Below are 17,226 nucleotides of genomic sequence, written 5' to 3'. Positions count from 1 at the left end.
CTTTCCCATTGGAGCCGCAATGCCGAAGCCGCTCAGGATCGCCATAGCCGGCGCGCTCGGCCGCATGGGCCGGCAGATGGTGGAAACCGTGGCGGCCGATCCGCGCCTCGAACTCGCGGCCCGCTTCCATCGCTCCGGTTCCGCCGGGGAGGGGCTGGTCGAGCGCGACGAGGCGCTGGCGCTTGCCGACGTCATCGTCGATTTCACCACGCCGGCTGCGTCGGCTGAACTTGCCGCGGCTTGCGCCGTGCGTGGCGGCCCGGCGCTGGTGATCGGCTCGACCGGCTTCGACGCCACCGAGCTTGCCGCCATTGCCGCCGCCGCGAAGACGGTCGCCATCGTGCGTTCCGGCAGTTACTCGCTTGGCCTCAACGTGCTGACCGGGCTGGTCGAGCAGGCGGCGCGCGCGCTCAGCCCCGACGACTGCGACATCGAGATCTTCGAGGCGCATCATCGCGCGAAGGTGGATGCGCCCTCGGGCACGGCGCTGATGCTGGGCGAGGCGGCCGCACAGGGGCGGGGCATTACGCTGGAAGACGTCGCGCGACACGGCCGCGACGGTGTCACCGGTCCGCGTCCGCCCGGCGAGATCGGCTTCGCAGTGATGCGCGGCGGCAGCATCGTCGGCGAGCACAGCGTCAACTTCCTCGCCGACGGCGAGGTGCTGACGCTGTCGCATTCGGCGGGCGATCGCTCGATGTTCGCCCGCGGCGCCATCGCCGCCGCCCTCTGGGTCGCCGGACAGCCACCCGGCGAATACGACATGCGCGACGTGTTGCGGCGTTGAAACTGCCTCAGTCGAGGGATTGGCCGTCATCGACGATTTTCGCCAAGATTGTTCCCCGAGGCGGCGGGCTTGTGCCCGCTTCGCCTTTGCGCAAGCCTGAATCAAATCGGCAAGGTTCGGCGCTATCGCTTTGGTCGGATTTTGTCTTTTGGGCTCCGCGCGCGCCAAGGGTCGCGCTGCCGTGGAGGCCGCTAGCTCAGCTCTTTCGGCCTGATGCAATGCGTCAGCCGCGCGCCACCGAAGCCGAGATCCGCCCAGTCTCCATCGAGGACAAAACGGGCCAGTGCCGCCGTCGGGAATTTTTCCTCGAGCTTCCTCAGCGCCTGGGCATCTGACCTCGAACTGGCGAGCCGGCGCGCGAACTCCTCCAGCCCGGGATTGTGGCCGAGCAGCAAAAGGCTTGCCGCGCTGACCTTGCGCACCACGGCCAACACATCCTCTGCCGCGGCCTCGTAGAGCGCATCGGTGAATTCCGCCGGCACGTTTCGTGGCAGTTCGGCCGCGACCAGCCGCCATGTGTCGCGCGTGCGCAGCGCGGCAGACACCAGCGCCAGATCCGGCAACCAGCCGCGCCGGGAAAGCTCCCGTCCCATCAGCGGCGCCGTCTTCAGTCCGCGCGAGCTGAGCGGCCGGTCGAAATCGGCAAGCTTGGCATCGTCCCAGCTCGACTTGGCGTGGCGCAGGACGAGGAGTTGTCTTGCTTTCGCCATATCACCATTCCCTGTCGCCACTGCCTTTCAAAATAACGTCGAGACGTCGCGTGCGCCATGCACGATACGCACGATCTCAATCCGTTCCTTGGCGAGGCGATAGAGTATGAGATAGTTGCCGACGTTCAGCGCTCCGGTTTCGGCACCAACGTCAGGTCGTCCCGGTCCGGACTCGGAAATGCTATCAGCCTCAATCCCTTACGGCGTGATCCGCGCCAACTGCTCGAGATCGCTTTCCTCGCGCAGCGGGTCGGGCGCCATTACCACGGAGGTCCCGTTGTCGGCATCGTCGGCGAAATGGGCGAGCACGGTGTGGCCCTTCTCCATGCGCGCCTTGCCTTCGGCGACGAGACCGAGCGCCAGCGGGTAGAGCCGGTGCTCGGCCTTGAGCACGCGGGCGGCGAGCGTATCCTCATTGTCGCCGACCATCACCGGCACAGCGGCCTGCGCGATGATCGGGCCGTCATCCATGTCGAGCGTCACGAAATGCACCGAGCAGCCATGGATGCGAACGCCGGCGCGCAGGGCGCGGGCATGCGTATCCAGGCCCTTGAAGGCAGGCAAAAGGGCAGGGTGGATGTTGACCATCCGCCCCAGCCATTTCTCGACGAAGCGGCCGCCCAGGATGCGCATGTAGCCGGCCAGCGCGACGATTTCGGCGCCGAAGCCGGCAAGGGCGGCATCGATCGCGCCGTCATGCGCTTCCTTGCTGCCATAATCCGAGCGCTGGATCACCTTGGTGGCGATTCCGCGCGCGGCCGCGATGGCGAGGCCGGCGGCGTTCGCCCTGTCGGAGATGACGCCGACGATCTCTGCCGGATAGGCTGGGTCGCTCGCCGCCGCGATCAGCGCCGTCATGTTGGAGCCGCGCCCGGAGATCAGAACGACGGTGCGTTTCCTGCTCATAGGCCGATCGACCCCCGGTAGATGACGCCGGCGTCGCGGCGTGGCACGATGCGGCCGATCGGCGTCACCGTCTCGCCGGCCTCCTGCAGCACCGCCGCTACCTGCGCCGCCTGGCCGGAGGCCACGGCGAGGATCATGCCGATGCCGCAATTGAAGGTGCGCATCATCTCTTCCGGGGCCACGCCGCCGGTCTTGGCCAGCCACGCGAACACCGGCGGCACTTCGATGGCGTTGAGGTCGAGCTCGGCCGAAAAGTCCTTCGGCAGCACGCGCGGAATGTTCTCGGGGAAGCCGCCGCCGGTGATGTGGGCCAGCGCCTTTATGCCATGCGTATTGCGGATCGCCTTCAGGATCGACTTCACATAGATGCGCGTCGGCTCGAGCAGTGCTTCGGCAAGCGTCGCCTCGTCGTTGAACGGTGCCGGGTCGCTCCAGGCGAGGCCGCTGGCGGCAACGATGCGGCGAACCAGCGAAAAGCCGTTGGAATGCAGGCCGGACGAGGCGAGGCCGAGCAGCACGTCGCCCTCGACGATGTCGTCGGTGGGCAGCAGCTGGCCGCGCTCGGCGGCGCCCACGGCGAAGCCGGCGAGGTCGTAATCCTTGCCGTGATACATGCCGGGCATCTCGGCCGTCTCGCCGCCGATCAGCGCGCAGCCGGCCTGCCGGCAGCCTTGCGCAATGCCGCCGACGATCGCCGCCCCCTGGTCGGGGTCGAGCTTGCCGGTGGCGAAATAGTCGAGGAAGAACAGCGGCTCGGCGCCCTGCACGACGATGTCGTTGACGCACATGGCAACGAGGTCGATTCCGATTGTGTCGTGTTTGCCGGCATCGATGGCGATCTTGAGCTTGGTGCCGACGCCGTCATTGGCGGCAACCAGCACCGGATCGGAGAAGCCGGCGGCTTTGAGGTCGAACAGCCCGCCGAAGCCCCCGATCTCGCCATCGGCGCCCGGCCGGCGCGTGGCGCGCACCAGCGGCTTGATCTTCTCCACCATAAGATTGCCGGCATCGATATCGACACCCGCCTCGGCATAGGTGAGCCCGTTCTTGCGCTTGGCTGTGTCGCGCTTGGTCATATCCGGCTCGTCGCTGTTTCCACTGTGCTTGCGGGCTCTTCGCATGAATGGTTTCGGGGAGCAAGGATGACGGCCCTCCCGGGCGACAAAACCGTGGACAGCAATGGTTGCAACAGCGCTGGCGACTGGCGAAGTCCGAGGCGACAGCTGATCTCCCCCCTTGCGAGGGAGATGTCCGGCAGGACAGAGGGGGTGTGGAGGATCGCGACCTTCGAACGATCAGTTGATGCCCGTTGAGCAATGGCCGATACGTCGGCGGGACAGCACCCCCCTCTGCCTTGTCAGGCATCTCCCCCCCAAGGGGGGAGATCGATCGTCATCGCCGCTTTCGCCAATCGCCCGTGTGGAAGAATGAGGCGCTCGGTCCTTGCGCCTACCTCCCATCTCCATCATCTATCTCCCAACAAGCCACGACGGGGCAGACGTTTGACCATCCCCAACATGATCACGATCATGCGCCTGGTTCTCGTGCCCGCCGTGGTGCTGGCCATGCTGCAGGCGCGCTGGGACTGGGCCTTTGCCGGCTTCCTCGTCGCCGGCATCTCCGACGGCGTCGACGGCTTCATCGCTCGCCGCTTCAACCAGTTTTCGAAACTCGGCGCCTATCTCGACCCGATGGCCGACAAGCTGCTGCTGGTCTCGGCGTTCGTGGTCATGGGCTTCATCGGCGAGTTGCCGCTGTGGCTGGTCGTCACCATGGTCTCGCGCGACGCGCTGATCGTCTGCGCCGTGCTTCTGTCGACGGTGATGGCGCATCCGGTCGAGATGAAACCGCTCCTGATATCCAAGGCCAACACCGCCATCCAGATCATTCTGGCGGCGGTGGTGCTTGGCGAATTGGCTATTTCGATCCACTTCGACCCGCTGAGGCCGGCGCTCATATTGCTGTCCGGGGTCTTGACCGTGGCTTCGGCCGCGGCCTATCTCGTGACCTGGTTGAGGCATATGAGCGGCTATGGCGAAGGCTCCAAACCGGACTCCTGACCAAGGATCCATCGCGGCGGCCGCCGAGGCAGCGGCGGCCGGCGAAGCCGCGTCTTCGGCGTTCCGCCGCCAGATATTCTTCTGGCTGGGCACCGCCGTCCTGCTCGCCCTGTTCCTCTACGTCTTCTCCAGCATCCTTCTGCCCTTCGTCGCCGGCATGGTGCTTGCCTATTTCCTCGATCCGGTCGCCGACCGGCTGCAGCGCCTCGGCCTCTCCCGGCTGATGGCGACGGTGGTCATCCTGATCGCCTTCATCGTCGTGCTTGTGCTGGCCTTCGTCATCCTGGTGCCGGTGCTGGCGACGCAAATGGCCGATTTCGCCGGCAAGCTGCCGGAATATCTCACCCGCCTGCAGGCATTGATCACCAGCTTCGACCCGAAATGGCTGGAGCAGAGATTTGGCGTCAACGCCAACAGCTTGCGCGACGGGCTGAACTCGCTGCTCACTTCCGGCTTTGGCCTGCTCACCACCGTCTTCACCTCGATCTGGAGCTCCGGCGTGGCGCTGGTCTCGGTGATCAGCCTGTTCGTGGTGACGCCGGTCGTCGCCTTCTACATGCTGCTCGACTGGGACCGCATGGTGGCCGAGGTCGACAGCTGGGTGCCGCGTGACTATGTCGAAACGGTGCGGACGATCGCCCGCGACATCAACACCGCGACCGCCGGCTTCGTGCGCGGCCAGGGCACGCTCTGCCTGGTGCTCGGCGCCATGTACGCCACGGGCCTGACTTTGGCCGGCCTCAACTTCGCGATCCTCATCGGCCTCTTCGCCGGGCTGATCTCCTTCATCCCCTATGTCGGCTCGCTGACCGGGCTGGTGCTCGCGGTCGGCGTCGCCTTTGTCCAGTTCTGGCCGGACTGGGTGATGATCGCTGCGGTGGCCTGCGTGTTTTTCGTCGGCCAGTTCATCGAGGGCAACATTCTGCAGCCGAGGCTGGTGGGCAAAAGCGTCGGCCTGCATCCGGTCTGGCTGATGTTTGCGCTGTTCGCCTTCGGCGCGCTGTTCGGCTTTGTCGGCCTGCTGATCGCGGTGCCGGCTTCGGCGGCGGTCGCCGTGCTGGTGCGCTTCGCCATTGCCCGCTATCTCGAATCGCCGCTCTACAAGGGCCACGCGACCGAGCCCATTCCGCCGCTGCCGGCCAACCGCCGCCGGGCCGCCAAGCCGCGCGGCTGACACGCCATGGCCGCTGACAGAACCGATCCGCCGCGCCAGTTGCCGCTCGATCTCGGCCACGGCACCGGCTACTCGCGCGACGAGCTCGTGGTGTCTTCGACCAACGCCCAGGCGGTGGCGCTGGTCGACCGGTGGCCCGACTGGCCGTCGCCGGTCGTGGTGCTGGCCGGGCCGGCCGGCTCCGGCAAGACGCATCTGGCCTCGATCTGGCTGGCCCGCGCCGGCGCGATAAGGGTCGATGCCGGACGCATCGAACAGTGCATCGCCGATCTTGGCGAGATGCCCGTCCTCATCGACGACATCGACAAGCACCCCGTCGACGAGACTGGCCTGTTCCACCTCATCAACGCCGTCCGTGGCGCCGGCTCCTCTCTGCTGCTGACGGCCAGGCGCTTTCCCTCGGCCTGGGGTGTCGCGCTGCCCGACCTCATCTCGCGGCTGAAGGCTGCAGCGACCGTCGAGATCCACGAACCCGACGATCTGCTGCTCGCCGGCGTCATCACAAAGCTTTTCGCCGACCGCCAGGTCGAGGTCGAGCCGCATGTCGTGCAATATCTGGTCAGGCGCATCGAGCGCTCGCTGGCCACCGCCATGCGCGTGGTGGAACGCCTCGACCGCGCAGCGCTGGAGCGCAAGACGCCGATCACCAGGGCGCTCGCCGCCGAAACCGTCAGCGCCATGGACGAAGGGCAGGGCGAGTTCGAGATTTAGGCCTTGTCCGGTAGCCAGCAGGTGACGTCAGAGCCGGTGAGATCAGAGACATATGGTGATATGATGTCAATGACATCGGGATGATATCAATGCCATCTGTGACGATCAGAAATATTCCGGAAGAAACCCACCGCGCTCTGCGCGTGCAGGCCGCCGTCCACGGCCGAAGCACGGAAGCGGAGATTCGAGCCATACTCGAAAACGCCGTGCGGCCGGAAGGGCGTGTGAAGCTGGGCGCTTTGCTGTCCGACATCGCCCGCCGCGCCGGGGTAAAAGGTGAGGATGTAGATGCCTTGGAGCAGGTCCGCGATAAAAGCCCGGCCGAGCCTCTGAGACTCGAATGATCGTCCTGGACACCAATGTCGTTTCGGAGGTGATGAGGCCACAGCCCCATCCGGCGGTTCTGGCATGGCTGGACGATCAGGCTGCTGAAACATTGTATATTTCCAGCGTGACTCTCGCTGAGGTGCTGTTCGGCATCGAGGTGATGGCTGCGGGGCGCCGCAAGAATGCCCTGGCTGAGGCCGTTGCTGGCATACGCGCGGTGTTCGAACAGCGCGTTCTGCCATTCGATGCGCAGGCAGCGAGGCAGTATGCCGGCCTTGCCCCAAAGGCCAGAGCCGCGGGCAAGGGGTTTCCTACACCCGACGGCCACATAGCGGCTATCGCCGCCGCCAAAGGCTTCCGCGTCGCTTCACGTGACGTGTCGGCCTTTCACGCGGCCGGCATACCCGTCGTCAATCCATGGGAAAGCGCCACTTAACTGTCCCATTTCGGGACAAGGCCGCCGGCATCCATCTTGCAACATCCAGTTTGCCGGCTGATCCCGGCCCCGATCGCGTTCCAGATCGGGTTGTGGGCTCGCCGGGTGTAAGGCGGTTGGGGTTCTCGCCCGGCGAGCTTACCTTCCAGAGATATCGTCTGCATCGTCATATATGGATCACAACGTGGTCCATCGGGGCAGCCGATAGAGGTATCTGTGACGGACGCCAGGGGCACCTCGTGCGCGCACTCGCCGGAGCTCGGGTGCTCAGGGACGGGGAGAAAAATGGTCGGAGTGGAGAGATTCGAACTCCCGACCCTCTGGTCCCAAACCAGATGCGCTACCAGGCTGCGCTACACTCCGAGGCCCTGCGGCGTATAAGGTTCCAGACCCGCGAAGGCAACCCACGAAACGAGAAAAACGAAAGCGCTGTATCGTTCATCGGGCACGAAGTGCTGACGAATGACGAAAGCTGGCTGCAGTCGACGAGGGAGAACTTCGCCGCCTTCATGCAGAAATGAGCGATTTGCGCTCAGCGTCGTCGTCTGGCGATCTCACGGGCGATCGCGGCGCCCTGGATGCGGGCATTGGCAAAGCAGCCGCGGATGCTCGGCCGCATGCCGGTGAACCAAAGGCCGGGCAGTCTCGGGTCGCTGTCGGCGCCGTTGAACAGCGGCACGCCCTTGGCGTCGAGCACGCCGAGCGAGCCCACCATCGGCTCCAGCCCGGTGCGGTAGCCGGTTGCGGCGATGACGATGTCGGGGGTGATCGTCTGGCCGTTGTCGAGGATGACGCCGTCGCGGGTGAATTCCCTGATCTGCGGAACCACGATGACACGGCCGGCCTTGATGGCATCGACGGCGCCGTCATCGGAGGCGATCGCGGTGTAGTCGGAGCCCAGTCGGCTGGCGCCGCCCACGCGTGACGACGGAAGGCCGAATTTGCGCAGGTCACCGAAGACGAGGCGTTGGGTCAGCGCCATCGCCCAGTCGGCCAGCCTCACGGGCAGCCGCGCCATGAAAGGCGAAAAACGGTGCACTGCGATCTGGCCGATGCGCTTGGGCAAGAGCGAGGGGCCGTTGCGGGCGGCAAGCCACATCTGTCCGGTCTTGACGCCGGAAAGGTGATTGAGCGCGTCGAAGCCCGAATTGCCGGCGCCCACCACCAGTGCCGTCTTGTCCTCATAGTCCTTCGCCGCGCCGAAATCGGCCGAATGGACGATGCGCCCGGCAAAGTCCTTCATGCCTTTCCAGGCGGGAATGAACGGATGCCGGTCGCGACCTGTAGCGATCACGACATGGCGCGCAAGCCGCGGCCCGGCGGTTGTCCTGACCGTCCAGTGATCGCCGTTGAAGGTCACTTCCTCGACGACGACGCCGAATTCGACCGGCAGCCCGTGCGTCTCGGCGAATTCGTTGAGATGGCTGATCACCGTGGTGCGGTGCGGAAAGGCGGGCGTGCCGGCGGGGTAGGCGACGCCGGGCAGGGAAGAAAGATCGCGATGGGTGTTGAGGTGCAGGTTTTCGTGCCGACGGTGCCAGGGTTCGGCCAGCCGGCTCTCCCGCTCCAGCACCTGCGTTGCCACGCCGGCCTCGATGAGCGCCAGGGCGACGCTGAGCCCGGCCGCGCCGGCGCCGATCACGATCGCGCCGTCGAAGGTCTCCGGTCGGCCGGCCTGAGCCTGCAAGGTTTCCGCGTCCATGTCCTTGTTTGTCGCCGTCATCACCCTGTCTGGCACGGCGTTGTATCCGACATATGCCGCTTGCAGCGCAATGGGAAGATGCCGCGGTTGCAAAGCCGCCGGCGTTATGTCGCGGGGCTATCCGGCCTTCGCCGGGTCGGCATGGCGGTGGACGAGCCTGAACGCGCCGTCCTCGAAGCGGAACACCTCGGTCACCCGCAAGGTCATCGCCGTGGTCTCGCCATTCTTGCCCATGCGCGCCTCTGCGTGCTGCAGGCCGGTCCAGAACGCCAGGCCGCCGCTCGCCGAAGATTGCAGCACCTCGAGATCGGTGCTGCCGCCTTCATGGAAGTTGCGCGCGTCGCGCTCGTAACGGCTCGCGACGGCGTTGGCGCCCTGGAGATGATCGCCCCGCGGCGAGAAGAAAGTCGCCGGTTCCGCGTGGGTGACGATCGCCTCGAGCGATTTCGCGTCGCCGTTGACATAGTCTTCGGCGATCTTCTCACGCTGCCGCATGAACGCTTCGAAGGAGGCATCGTCTGGCCGGATGGTTCGGATCCAGTCCTCCAGGGCGCTCATGAATTTCTCCAGGAATCCAGCGGTTTCGCTGCTCTTCACCCCGCCCTTGTCGTCCAGCAGGTCGGCGACGGTGCTGATATAGGCTTCCGGCTGCTGCATCACCGGCATGTCGAGAAAGACGAAGGTCTGGCGCAGCGCATGGTTGGCGCCAAACGCTCCAAGCTTGTTCGGTGTGACGCTGACGACCCCGGCCGGCAGGCCTTTGAACACGCTCTTGCCTGACGGGCGCGAGCCCACATCCAGCGCGTTCTTCAGGCAGCCGGGGATCGAGCGGTTATATTCCGGCGTGACGAAGAGCACCGCATCGGCGCTGCGGATTTCCGCGCGGAATGTCGACCATGCGCGCGGCGGATCTTCGCCCTCGAGGTCCTCGTTGTAGAGCGGCAGGTCGCCGATCTCGATGAAGCGGCAGCGCATCGAGTCAGGCGCGCGGGCGGCCAGTGCCCTGGCGATCTTGCGGCTGTAGGACTGGGCGCGAAGGCTGCCGACGATGACGGCGAGCTGGATTGCGCGGGTTTGGGCTGCATTGTTCATGATGCGTGTCCGGGCTGTTGGAACGGCTGCGTTTGCCTGGGTGCCGGCGCGGGGCGCCGGCGGCGGAATTCGTCCCGCTCGCGAGACAGGTCGCCTGATGTTTTGGATAATGCCCAGGCCTCGGCGAGGTTCCGACGCGCCGGCTGACGCCCCGCCCGGCGGCCGTTGGCCTTGCCGTCGGGGCCGTTGCACAGTAATGACAGGCGAAAGGTGGCGCTGCCGCCGGCCCGCAACAACGAGGTGGACATGTCCGCGCGCATTTTCAGCCCAGCCAAAACCGCGATGCAGTCAGGCAAGGCCAAGACCGGTCACTGGGTTCTGGAATTCGATCCCGCGCAGCGCAAGAAGATCGACCCGCTGATGGGCTACACCACCTCGGGCGACATGCTGAGCCAGGTCAGGCTGACCTTCGACACCAGGGAAGAAGCGGTGGCCTATGCCGAAAAGGAAGGCCTCGCCTTCCGCGTCGAGGAGCCGAAGGAGCCCAAGCGCCGGCAGATTTCCTACGCGGAGAATTTCCGCTATGACCGCAGGACGCCCTGGACGCACTGACTGGCAAGCCGGGCGGCGCGCCCGGCCGAGAAGCAGAAAGCCGGCATCGCCGGCCAGCGGTCCCGTAGCTCAGCTGGATAGAGCACCGGCCTTCTAAGCCGATGGTCGCAGGTTCGAATCCTGCCGGGATCGCCAATATCTCCGATTTTGTTGACTTTTTGGCGGGGCTGGCGAGGCTGAAGCGCCGGCCTAAGTGCGCGCGGCGCCGTTCCCCAGGCCGGCGAGCTGCTGTGCCGGCCGGCGACCGATCGGCGCTTCGCGCCGGTCATGTCCGCGCCCCACTTCGATGATCCCGACCAGCGCGCGAACGAACTCGACCATGTCGTTTGCGGTGATGGCTGCATCGTCCGGACTTTGCCCAATATGCTCGGCCGCCTTGCAGCAAGACAGGCGGATGAGATCGTAGTGCAGATCCCTCTCGTCATCCGGCAAAGCCGCTAATCTCATGGCCCGGCGATGAATCAACCGCAGCAATTGTTCCAGAGCTGTTTCGACACTCATGCGTTTGCTCCGCATTGGTCGAACGTCGCGGCGCTCGAGGGCGCACGTTGGGACGTCGATGAGGAGGGCATTGCCCTTCCTCCACGCGCAAAGGCTGCATGACAGCCGTTAACATATCGTTTCCTGCTAATATGATGCGCGGCAGGGCCACGCGCCGAGCGCGATCCAGGCGGACCTAGAGCCAGCGCCCGCGGCGGGGATCGTCCGCACCGGTAAGGATGAGACCAAGCATCAGGCCGATCGTGCCGCCGAGAACGAAGGCGGTCGAGACCGTGCCCGGATTTTCCTGGACCACTCCGGAAACCGATTGCGCTCTGCTGCGAAGTGCCTGAGCGGTCCGGCTGGCACGATCAGCCGCGCTGTCATACCAGCCATTGGCCTCCTCCAAAGCCTCTTCGGCGCGCTCGGACAATGTTCGATTGATCTTGTTGATCTCGCGCTTCAACTGCGCGACCTGCTTTTCGAGTGCCTCCTGAGCCTCGCGTTGGGTCATTTTGGGTGTCGAGGATTGGTCGTCTGTTTCGGCCATTGGTTTTCTCCTTCGCGTCGGTCAACGGCCGGCGTCGGAATATGGTTCCCGCCGTCAAGAGTTCCACCACCGTGAAAGTCTCGATCGGACCGGGTCGGACCAAAGCCTGATCGCCGAGCGCATTGGGCCGCGGCCGGCAACCAATTTCACGGTCGCGAGTTGGTGAGCGGCTGCGGCAAGGCCTGTCGTCAGTCACCGGATGTCCGCAAGTTCTTCTTGACATAGCGGGCGCCGATTGGCATCGCCACCAGCGGCAAGCGGTGTGGCGTATTCGAATAGCGAGACGAATGTGACCTCTAGCCCAAGCAGACTGAACCTGCATGACGAAGCAGGCCGACCCGCAAACGACAACCATACTGCCCCCCGAGTTTTTTCGATCCTCGATCTCATCTCAACCGACGACGATGAGGTCGCGAACCGTGTCAGACGCGCGGAGCGCTTCGCTATAGCCGTGCTGATCGCGATGGCTGTCTGCCTGATCGCAGGCCCTATCGTCTATGCGACCCTGATGTTCGGGATCTGAAACTCGAACGGATGGAACTGTCCATCCCGCCCGGGCACCATCATTCCGACGCGTGCTCCACCAGCACATGCGCCTCGCGCGCGGCGCCGATGAACGCGTCCCGGGCGGCGTCGGCCGGAACCTCGCCGCTCATCGCCCTGCGGCAGGCGCGCAGCGCCGAGCCGTGCAGCGCGCTGCCGGCGTCGCGCCACTGACCCGCCAGCAGCTCGGCCGCCTGCTGTGCGCTCGAAATGTGCCTGATCGCGCCCGCGACGCCTACCGAAACCGTGACCGGCCTCGAAAACCAACCCTGGGTCATGTTGGAACCCTCACTGCCTTCAACCATCCAAAACGCGGGAACGGCCGCGAGGTTTCATTGCCCTTCTCAACAGCCCGTGAGGTCGGCATTGCCGATGCATCCGGCCCTTGCTTCACCGTCTCGGAGCGGTGAGGGCGCTGCGACCACACGCAAAAAATCGTTATATTGTTGCTGAAAGAGCGCCGTGCTGGTACTTCTTGGCGGCGCGGGTTCGGAAGTTTGCGAATCTGCGCCGGCTTGCGCCGCTTTCCAAGGCGCGTGGGTCGTCCCGGCCATGATCCCGAATGGTGGCAACCGATTCTTCGAGAAGGATCATGGTCAAACAAGAAGCAGAGCTCCGTTCCGATATCGTCGGGATGGTTCGCTCAGGTAACGCTCTGGATGTCTGATGCCATTGCCCCCGTGGCTTCGGAAGAGCACGAAGTATGGGGAAATCGATGGTCTCGAAGGAACTCACTTCCAACGCCGAAACCGCGGCCGCGTTTCTGACCGTGATGGGCAACGGGAAGCGGCTTATGATCATGAACTATCTGGCTGCGGGCGAACTCTCGGTCGGCACTCTCGCCGAGAAGGTCGACCTCAGCCAGTCTGCCCTGTCGCAGCATCTTGCTAAGCTGCGCAGGTTTGGCCTGGTCGAAACCCGCCGCGACCGGCAGATGGTCTATTACTCCTGCAAGTCGGCCGCGGCGCGCGAGCTGCTCGCCTTGCTGGATGGCCTGCTGGCGACCGAGCGACCGCTCGCCGGCCAGCACCGGCAGTACGTGGCCGAAAGGCAGCGCCGGCCGCAGGCGGCCTGAACAGGCACGCCTGGCGCTCCCGCCGCGCCCGGCAGCCTGTCGATCCCGTGACAGGGCACCGGCCTTCCAGGCCGGTGCCGATGTCTTGTCTGCCTTTCGCCCTGTTTCCGTGAAACGGTGAATCGCTTTACGGCGCTGCGCGTCTGGTCACCACGCTCCTCACCGCAAGCACCAGCACGGTGATGATGATCAGGATCACCGAGAGCGCGGCGATCGCCGGATCGATGTTGTCGCGCAGCCCCATCCACATCAGGCGAGGCAGCGTGATGGCGTTGACCGAGGTGATGAACAGCGTCACGCCGATCTCCTCCCAGGACAGCACGAAGGAAAGTAGCGCAGCGGTGACGATGCCGAACTTGATGTTGGGCATGATGACGCGCGTCGCGCGCTCCCACACGCTGGCGCCGAGGCCGCGCGCGGCGAGGTCGATGCGGCGGTCGAGCTGGCTGAGCGAGACCAGAATCAGCACCGTCGCGAAGGGCACCGTCATCACCGAATGCGCCATCGCCACGCCGAGCCAGGTGTCGTAGCCGAAGAACGCGCTCGCCCCCGAGATCGAGGTCAGCAGGAAGTAGAGCGTGATCGCCGACACCACCGGCGGCACCACCATCGGCAACAGCACGAAGCCGACGAGTGCGGCTGTGAAGCGCGGCTGGAACATCCACACCCCAAGGCTGAAACAGAGCGCCAGCACGGTCGAGATGGCGCTGCTGACCACGCCGATCCGGATCGACAGCAAAATGGCGTCGATCCAGCGCGGGTCCTCGTAGAGCGATCGGTAGTGGCGCAGCGACAGTTCGCCCGACGGCATTGCCAGCATCCGGCTCGGCGTCAGCGACACCGGGATGACGGCAAGCAGCGGCAGCAGCAGGAACAGCGCCACCAGCACGGCGAGGATCAGCGAGACGGGACCGGGACGATAGGTCGGCATCGCGCTACACCAGCTGCTTCGGTTTGACGTAGCGGAACAGGAGCGCCATCAGCGCGCCGACGAACAGCACCAGCACGACGCTGATCGCCGCGCCCAGCCCCCAGTCTGGGCTCTGGAAGATGCGCAAATAAATCAGCTCGGCGATCATCACGCTGCGGCCGCCGCCGAGGATCGCCGGCGTGACGAAGAAGCCCAGCGAAAAGACGAAGACGATCATCGCCGAGCCGATGATGCCGGAGCGCGTCATCGGCACGAACACCGTCCAGAAGGTGCGCATGCGGCTGGAGCCCAGACCGCGCGCCGCGAGCAGCACGCGCTCGTCGAGGCTGCGCATGGCCGATGCCAACGGAAACACCGCGAAGGGAATGAGGAAATGCGTCATGCCGACAATGACGCCGAATTCGTTGCGCACCAGGGTGAGCGGCTCGGAAATGAAGCCCATCGACTGCAGCCAGGTGTTGATCAGGCCGCGGTTGGAGAGCAGCGCCACCCAGCCGAAGGCGCGCGTCAGCACCGAGATCCAGAACGGCACCAGGATGCAGAATTCGGCGAGCACGCGCTGCGCCGGACTGCCGCGCACCCACACCACGGTGATGGCATAGGCGGCGGTGACCGACACCAGCGTGACGATGAGCGCAATGCGCAGCGTGCGGATGAACACCGACTGCACCAGCGGGTCGGTCGCGAGCGCGGCATATTGGCCGAGCCCCGGTGTCGGCAAAGTGAAGCTCCACTTCACCACGCCGAGGAAGGGCCAGGCATAGGCAAGCACGAGGAACAGGAGCAGCGGCGCCATCAACAGCGCCGCGCCCGTCCTGTCGGAGAGGGTGCCTCTCATGTCAGTCAGAAAATCCGCGCCCGCTCAGGCGGAGATGATCTTGGTGTATTCGTCGAGCGCCGGCCCGTAATTCTTGGCGTACCACTCCATGTCGAGCGCGATCTGCTTCTTCATGTTCTCGGGATCGACCGGGTTGATGCGCTTCTTGTCGGCGGGGATCAGCGCGTCGGCGGCCGGATTGGCCGGGCCCTGTCCGAGCTTGTCGAACATGACCAGCTGCTTCTGCGGATCCTGCGCGCTGGCGATGAACTTCATCGCCGCGTCCTTGCCGCCGGGGTTGTTCTTCAGCACGGCCAGCGCGCCGGGCGAGATCAGGCCCTGGTCCCAGATGAATTTGATCTTGCCGCCGGAGTCCTGCTCGATCAGCGAGGCGCGCGTCGACCACACGATCGCCATCGAGGCCTCGCCGTTGAGCAGCACGCTCTGGCTTTCGGCGCCGCCACCCCAATAGGCGACAACATTCTCCTTGAAGGCGGCGATCTTGTCATGCGCGCGCTTCAAATCGAGCGGGTAGAGCGAGGCCGGCGCGATGCCGTCGGCGAGAAGCGCTGCCTCCCAGCTCGACACGCCCCATTTGTAGAGCGAGCGCTTGCCGGGGAATTTCTTCACGTCGAAGAAATCGGCCATGCCGGTCGGCGCCTCGCTGCCGTATTTCTCCGAATCGTAGGCGATCACATAGGAGAAGAAATAGGTCGAGGCGGCGTATTCCCAGCCGAAGCCCTCGCGCATCTTCTTCTTGTCGACGACCGCGTAGTCGATCGGCTCCAGCATGCCTTGCGCGCCCAGCGTGATCGCCGAGAACGGATCGACGTCGACGAGGTCCCAGGTCGGCGCGCCGCTCTTGAACTGCGCCGCGATCGCGCCTTCGGTCGGGCCCGAGCCGTCCATCTTGACGGTGATGCCGGTGTCCTTGGTGAAGGCCTGGCCATAGGCCGCGTCATAGGCGGTGATGGCGTCGCCGCCCCAGTTCACCAGCACCAGTTCCTTTGCCGCGGCGAAGGCGCCGGTCGAGCGCATGAGCAGCGGCGTGCCTGCCAGCACGAGGCCTGCCAGTTGCGCGAACTGGCGGCGCGAGATCTCGCCGCTCCTTGCCCTGGCGGCAAGGGATTCGATGGCGTGTTTCTTGGTATCGGTCATGTCAGTTCCCCTTGTTTTGTCGTTGATCTGATCCGGAAAGCCGGTGCGGCGAGGTCAGGCCGCAGCGGCGGTCATTGTCCTCCGTCCGGAAGGAGGAAACCTTTTTCGGCCGGCCAGGTCAGCCAGACGGAATTGCCCTTGCTTAGCGCCGCCGCGGCCACCTCGTTCGGCACCGACACCGTCACTTTCGAACCTTGGCGCGTCGTAAGATCAAGCCTGGTCGCAGCGCCCAGATAGGTGGAGGCGATCGCGGTCGCCGCGATGCCGTTCTCGCCCACCGCCGCCTCGCGCGCGATCGACATGTGCTCCGGTCGGATCGCCAGCAGGGCGTCGCCTTTGACCGTCTCGGCCTTGCAGCGCATGTTGACCGCGCGGTCTTCGCACAGGCCGACGGCGCCATTGTCGGCGGGCTTGACGCCCTTCACCGGCAGCATGTTGATCTCGCCCAGGAACTCGGCGACGAAGCGATTTGCGGGCCGGTCATAGACCTCGTCCGGGGCGCCGACCTGCAACAGCTTGCCATGGTTGAAAATGGCGACGCGCGACGACAGCGCCAGCGCCTCGCTCTGGTCGTGGGTGACGAAGACGAAGGTGGTGCCGGTCTCCTGGTGCAGCCGCTTCATCTCGGCCTGCATCTGGCCGCGCAGGCTCTTGTCCAGCGCCGAGAACGGCTCGTCGAGCAGGAGCACGCCCGGCTCGAACACCAGTGCGCGGGCGAGCGCCACGCGCTGCTGCTGGCCGCCGGAAAGCTGCGCCGGCAATTTCTTCTCGTGGCCCTTCAGCCCGACGCGCTCGACCATCTCGCCGACGCGCTGCCTTATCTCGGTGGCCGTTTTCTTGCGCACCTTGAGCGGGAAGGCGATGTTCTGCTCGACGCTCATATGCGGGAACAAAGCGTAGCCCTGGAACACCATGCCGGCGGCGCGCTGCTCGGCCGGCCGTTGAGTGATGTCGACACCGTCGCTGAACAGGCGGCCCTCGCTCGGCTGCACGAAGCCGGCCAGGATCATCAGGAATGTCGTCTTGCCGGAGCCCGACGGCCCGAGCAGGGTCAGGAACTCGCCGCGGCCGATATCGAGCGTCAGATTGTCCAGCGCCCGGAACGAGCCGAAGCTCTTGCCGATCCCGTTCGCCTTGATTTCTGCGGCCCGGCCGGGTTGCTGCATTCCTGCCTCTTCCTCAGTCTCGGTTGAAATCGTAGGCACGGCGCGCGTT

At 65.3% G+C, this 17,226-nt stretch carries 22 protein-coding genes and 2 tRNA genes; 10 read left to right on the top strand and 14 right to left on the bottom strand.

Annotated features, from left to right (window positions below):
• Positions 1–19: 19 nt before the first annotated feature.
• Positions 20–787: a 4-hydroxy-tetrahydrodipicolinate reductase gene (gene dapB, locus PU724_RS05080; RefSeq protein WP_127391660.1), complete on the top strand. Its 768-nt coding sequence runs from the start codon at positions 20–22 to the stop codon at positions 785–787.
• Positions 788–978: 191 nt separating this feature from the next.
• Here the strand turns inward: dapB and PU724_RS05075 are convergent, their stop codons facing one another.
• From PU724_RS05075 to purM, 4 genes are read right to left on the bottom strand one after another with little or no spacing between them, the layout of a single operon-like run.
• A complete protein-coding gene (locus PU724_RS05075; RefSeq protein ID WP_354420625.1) occupies positions 979–1,497 on the bottom strand; it encodes a SixA phosphatase family protein in 519 nt (172 codons plus the stop codon).
• Between the two features lie 27 nt (positions 1,498–1,524).
• Entirely contained in the window at positions 1,525–1,677 is a 153-nt protein-coding gene (locus PU724_RS05070; RefSeq protein ID WP_281035355.1) for a type II toxin-antitoxin system RelE/ParE family toxin, read from the bottom strand.
• An 18-nt stretch (positions 1,678–1,695) separates the two neighbouring features.
• A complete protein-coding gene (gene purN / locus PU724_RS05065; protein WP_128273035.1) occupies positions 1,696–2,403 on the bottom strand; it encodes a phosphoribosylglycinamide formyltransferase in 708 nt (235 codons plus the stop codon).
• Complete coding sequence (gene purM / locus PU724_RS05060) at positions 2,400–3,479, bottom strand: phosphoribosylformylglycinamidine cyclo-ligase (RefSeq protein ID WP_127285793.1); 1,080 nt, start codon at positions 3,477–3,479, stop codon at positions 2,400–2,402. Before purM ends, purN begins: the two co-directional genes overlap by 4 nt.
• Positions 3,480–3,905: 426 nt before the next feature.
• On the opposite strand from purM, the gene PU724_RS05055 reads away from it, so the two are divergent.
• From PU724_RS05055 to PU724_RS05035, 5 genes are all read left to right on the top strand, one after another.
• Positions 3,906–4,463 (top strand): CDP-alcohol phosphatidyltransferase family protein, encoded by a 558-nt coding sequence (locus PU724_RS05055; RefSeq protein WP_127285792.1) that lies wholly within the window; start codon positions 3,906–3,908, stop codon positions 4,461–4,463.
• A complete protein-coding gene (locus PU724_RS05050; protein WP_128273039.1) occupies positions 4,435–5,637 on the top strand; it encodes an AI-2E family transporter in 1,203 nt (400 codons plus the stop codon). Before PU724_RS05055 ends, PU724_RS05050 begins: the two co-directional genes overlap by 29 nt.
• 6 nt (positions 5,638–5,643) lie before the next feature.
• Positions 5,644–6,348: a DnaA regulatory inactivator HdaA gene (gene hdaA, locus PU724_RS05045; RefSeq protein WP_354420623.1), complete on the top strand. Its 705-nt coding sequence runs from the start codon at positions 5,644–5,646 to the stop codon at positions 6,346–6,348.
• An 89-nt stretch (positions 6,349–6,437) separates the two neighbouring features.
• Complete coding sequence (locus tag PU724_RS05040; RefSeq protein ID WP_354420621.1) at positions 6,438–6,692, top strand: FitA-like ribbon-helix-helix domain-containing protein; 255 nt, start codon at positions 6,438–6,440, stop codon at positions 6,690–6,692.
• Positions 6,689–7,111: a type II toxin-antitoxin system VapC family toxin gene (locus PU724_RS05035; protein ID WP_354420619.1), complete on the top strand. Its 423-nt coding sequence runs from the start codon at positions 6,689–6,691 to the stop codon at positions 7,109–7,111. Before PU724_RS05040 ends, PU724_RS05035 begins: the two co-directional genes overlap by 4 nt.
• A gap of 286 nt (positions 7,112–7,397) precedes the next feature.
• Here PU724_RS05035 and PU724_RS05030 read toward each other — a convergent pair.
• Positions 7,398–7,474 (bottom strand) — tRNA-Pro (locus PU724_RS05030).
• On the opposite strand from PU724_RS05030, the gene PU724_RS05025 reads away from it, so the two are divergent.
• Positions 7,447–7,632, top strand: coding sequence for a hypothetical protein (locus tag PU724_RS05025; RefSeq protein ID WP_127285786.1), 186 nt, complete (start codon positions 7,447–7,449; stop codon positions 7,630–7,632). The two genes, PU724_RS05030 and PU724_RS05025, sit on opposite strands and share 28 nt — an antisense overlap.
• A gap of 11 nt (positions 7,633–7,643) precedes the next feature.
• On the opposite strand, the gene PU724_RS05020 is transcribed toward PU724_RS05025, so the two are convergent.
• Positions 7,644–8,813 (bottom strand): flavin-containing monooxygenase, encoded by a 1,170-nt coding sequence (locus tag PU724_RS05020; RefSeq protein ID WP_354421252.1) that lies wholly within the window; start codon positions 8,811–8,813, stop codon positions 7,644–7,646.
• 117 nt (positions 8,814–8,930) lie between these two features.
• Positions 8,931–9,905, bottom strand: coding sequence for an NAD(P)H-dependent oxidoreductase (locus PU724_RS05015; protein ID WP_354420617.1), 975 nt, complete (start codon positions 9,903–9,905; stop codon positions 8,931–8,933).
• A 246-nt stretch (positions 9,906–10,151) separates the two neighbouring features.
• Here PU724_RS05015 and PU724_RS05010 point away from each other — a divergent pair, with 246 nt between their 5' ends.
• Together PU724_RS05010 and PU724_RS05005 are read left to right on the top strand one after the other, a co-directional pair.
• Positions 10,152–10,457, top strand: coding sequence for an ETC complex I subunit (locus PU724_RS05010; protein WP_354420615.1), 306 nt, complete (start codon positions 10,152–10,154; stop codon positions 10,455–10,457).
• Between the two features lie 58 nt (positions 10,458–10,515).
• Positions 10,516–10,592, top strand: a tRNA-Arg gene (locus PU724_RS05005).
• Between the two features lie 54 nt (positions 10,593–10,646).
• Here the strand turns inward: PU724_RS05005 and PU724_RS05000 are convergent.
• From PU724_RS05000 to PU724_RS04990, 3 genes are all read right to left on the bottom strand, one after another.
• A complete protein-coding gene (locus tag PU724_RS05000; RefSeq protein WP_354420613.1) occupies positions 10,647–10,958 on the bottom strand; it encodes a hypothetical protein in 312 nt (103 codons plus the stop codon).
• Between the two features lie 175 nt (positions 10,959–11,133).
• The gene (locus PU724_RS04995) at positions 11,134–11,487 is read right to left on the bottom strand and encodes a hypothetical protein (RefSeq protein ID WP_127285782.1); all 354 of its coding nucleotides are present in this window, start codon (positions 11,485–11,487) and stop codon (positions 11,134–11,136) included.
• Positions 11,488–12,050: 563 nt separating this feature from the next.
• Complete coding sequence (locus PU724_RS04990; protein WP_127311481.1) at positions 12,051–12,308, bottom strand: DUF982 domain-containing protein; 258 nt, start codon at positions 12,306–12,308, stop codon at positions 12,051–12,053.
• 437 nt (positions 12,309–12,745) lie between these two features.
• Between PU724_RS04990 and PU724_RS04985 the strand changes: the two genes are divergently transcribed.
• Positions 12,746–13,105 carry an ArsR/SmtB family transcription factor gene (locus tag PU724_RS04985; protein WP_127287233.1) on the top strand — a complete coding sequence of 120 codons (360 nt, stop codon included), beginning with the start codon at positions 12,746–12,748 and terminating at the stop codon, positions 13,103–13,105.
• A 127-nt stretch (positions 13,106–13,232) separates the two neighbouring features.
• Here PU724_RS04985 and PU724_RS04980 read toward each other — a convergent pair whose 3' ends face one another.
• From PU724_RS04980 to PU724_RS04965, 4 genes are all read right to left on the bottom strand, one after another.
• Positions 13,233–14,036: an ABC transporter permease gene (locus tag PU724_RS04980; protein WP_354420610.1), complete on the bottom strand. Its 804-nt coding sequence runs from the start codon at positions 14,034–14,036 to the stop codon at positions 13,233–13,235.
• A 4-nt stretch (positions 14,037–14,040) separates the two neighbouring features.
• Entirely contained in the window at positions 14,041–14,874 is an 834-nt protein-coding gene (locus PU724_RS04975; RefSeq protein WP_292101882.1) for an ABC transporter permease, read from the bottom strand.
• A 24-nt stretch (positions 14,875–14,898) separates the two neighbouring features.
• Positions 14,899–16,011, bottom strand: coding sequence for an ABC transporter substrate-binding protein (locus tag PU724_RS04970; RefSeq protein WP_127311731.1), 1,113 nt, complete (start codon positions 16,009–16,011; stop codon positions 14,899–14,901).
• A 71-nt stretch (positions 16,012–16,082) separates the two neighbouring features.
• Positions 16,083–17,177 (bottom strand): ABC transporter ATP-binding protein, encoded by a 1,095-nt coding sequence (locus PU724_RS04965; protein ID WP_292101883.1) that lies wholly within the window; start codon positions 17,175–17,177, stop codon positions 16,083–16,085.
• Between the last annotated feature and the right edge of the window lie 49 nt (positions 17,178–17,226).

Origin of the sequence: Mesorhizobium abyssinicae, assembly GCF_049887195.1 — a bacterium.
GTDB lineage: Bacteria > Pseudomonadota > Alphaproteobacteria > Rhizobiales > Rhizobiaceae > Mesorhizobium > Mesorhizobium abyssinicae.
Note: the sequence above shows the minus strand (reverse complement) of the source record. Positions and strands in the feature narration are given on the sequence as shown.

What these genes read in the sequence shown, in the direction of transcription:
- dapB (WP_127391660.1), top strand. Translation starts at nt 20, where the DNA reads ATGCCGAAGCCGCTCAGGATCGCCATAGCCGGCGCGCTCGGCCGCATG.
- PU724_RS05075 (WP_354420625.1), bottom strand. Translation starts at nt 1,497, where the DNA reads ATGGCGAAAGCAAGACAACTCCTCGTCCTGCGCCACGCCAAGTCGAGC.
- purN (WP_128273035.1), bottom strand. Translation starts at nt 2,403, where the DNA reads ATGAGCAGGAAACGCACCGTCGTTCTGATCTCCGGGCGCGGCTCCAAC.
- purM (WP_127285793.1), bottom strand. Translation starts at nt 3,479, where the DNA reads ATGACCAAGCGCGACACAGCCAAGCGCAAGAACGGGCTCACCTATGCC.
- PU724_RS05050 (WP_128273039.1), top strand. Translation starts at nt 4,435, where the DNA reads ATGGCGAAGGCTCCAAACCGGACTCCTGACCAAGGATCCATCGCGGCG.
- hdaA (WP_354420623.1), top strand. Translation starts at nt 5,644, where the DNA reads ATGGCCGCTGACAGAACCGATCCGCCGCGCCAGTTGCCGCTCGATCTC.
- PU724_RS05040 (WP_354420621.1), top strand. Translation starts at nt 6,438, where the DNA reads ATGCCATCTGTGACGATCAGAAATATTCCGGAAGAAACCCACCGCGCT.
- PU724_RS05035 (WP_354420619.1), top strand. Translation starts at nt 6,689, where the DNA reads ATGATCGTCCTGGACACCAATGTCGTTTCGGAGGTGATGAGGCCACAG.
- PU724_RS05025 (WP_127285786.1), top strand. Translation starts at nt 7,447, where the DNA reads ATGCGCTACCAGGCTGCGCTACACTCCGAGGCCCTGCGGCGTATAAGG.
- PU724_RS05020 (WP_354421252.1), bottom strand. Translation starts at nt 8,813, where the DNA reads ATGGACGCGGAAACCTTGCAGGCTCAGGCCGGCCGACCGGAGACCTTC.
- PU724_RS05015 (WP_354420617.1), bottom strand. Translation starts at nt 9,905, where the DNA reads ATGAACAATGCAGCCCAAACCCGCGCAATCCAGCTCGCCGTCATCGTC.
- PU724_RS05010 (WP_354420615.1), top strand. Translation starts at nt 10,152, where the DNA reads ATGTCCGCGCGCATTTTCAGCCCAGCCAAAACCGCGATGCAGTCAGGC.
- PU724_RS05000 (WP_354420613.1), bottom strand. Translation starts at nt 10,958, where the DNA reads ATGAGTGTCGAAACAGCTCTGGAACAATTGCTGCGGTTGATTCATCGC.
- PU724_RS04995 (WP_127285782.1), bottom strand. Translation starts at nt 11,487, where the DNA reads ATGGCCGAAACAGACGACCAATCCTCGACACCCAAAATGACCCAACGC.
- PU724_RS04990 (WP_127311481.1), bottom strand. Translation starts at nt 12,308, where the DNA reads ATGACCCAGGGTTGGTTTTCGAGGCCGGTCACGGTTTCGGTAGGCGTC.
- PU724_RS04985 (WP_127287233.1), top strand. Translation starts at nt 12,746, where the DNA reads ATGGTCTCGAAGGAACTCACTTCCAACGCCGAAACCGCGGCCGCGTTT.
- PU724_RS04980 (WP_354420610.1), bottom strand. Translation starts at nt 14,036, where the DNA reads ATGCCGACCTATCGTCCCGGTCCCGTCTCGCTGATCCTCGCCGTGCTG.
- PU724_RS04975 (WP_292101882.1), bottom strand. Translation starts at nt 14,874, where the DNA reads ATGAGAGGCACCCTCTCCGACAGGACGGGCGCGGCGCTGTTGATGGCG.
- PU724_RS04970 (WP_127311731.1), bottom strand. Translation starts at nt 16,011, where the DNA reads ATGACCGATACCAAGAAACACGCCATCGAATCCCTTGCCGCCAGGGCA.
- PU724_RS04965 (WP_292101883.1), bottom strand. Translation starts at nt 17,177, where the DNA reads ATGCAGCAACCCGGCCGGGCCGCAGAAATCAAGGCGAACGGGATCGGC.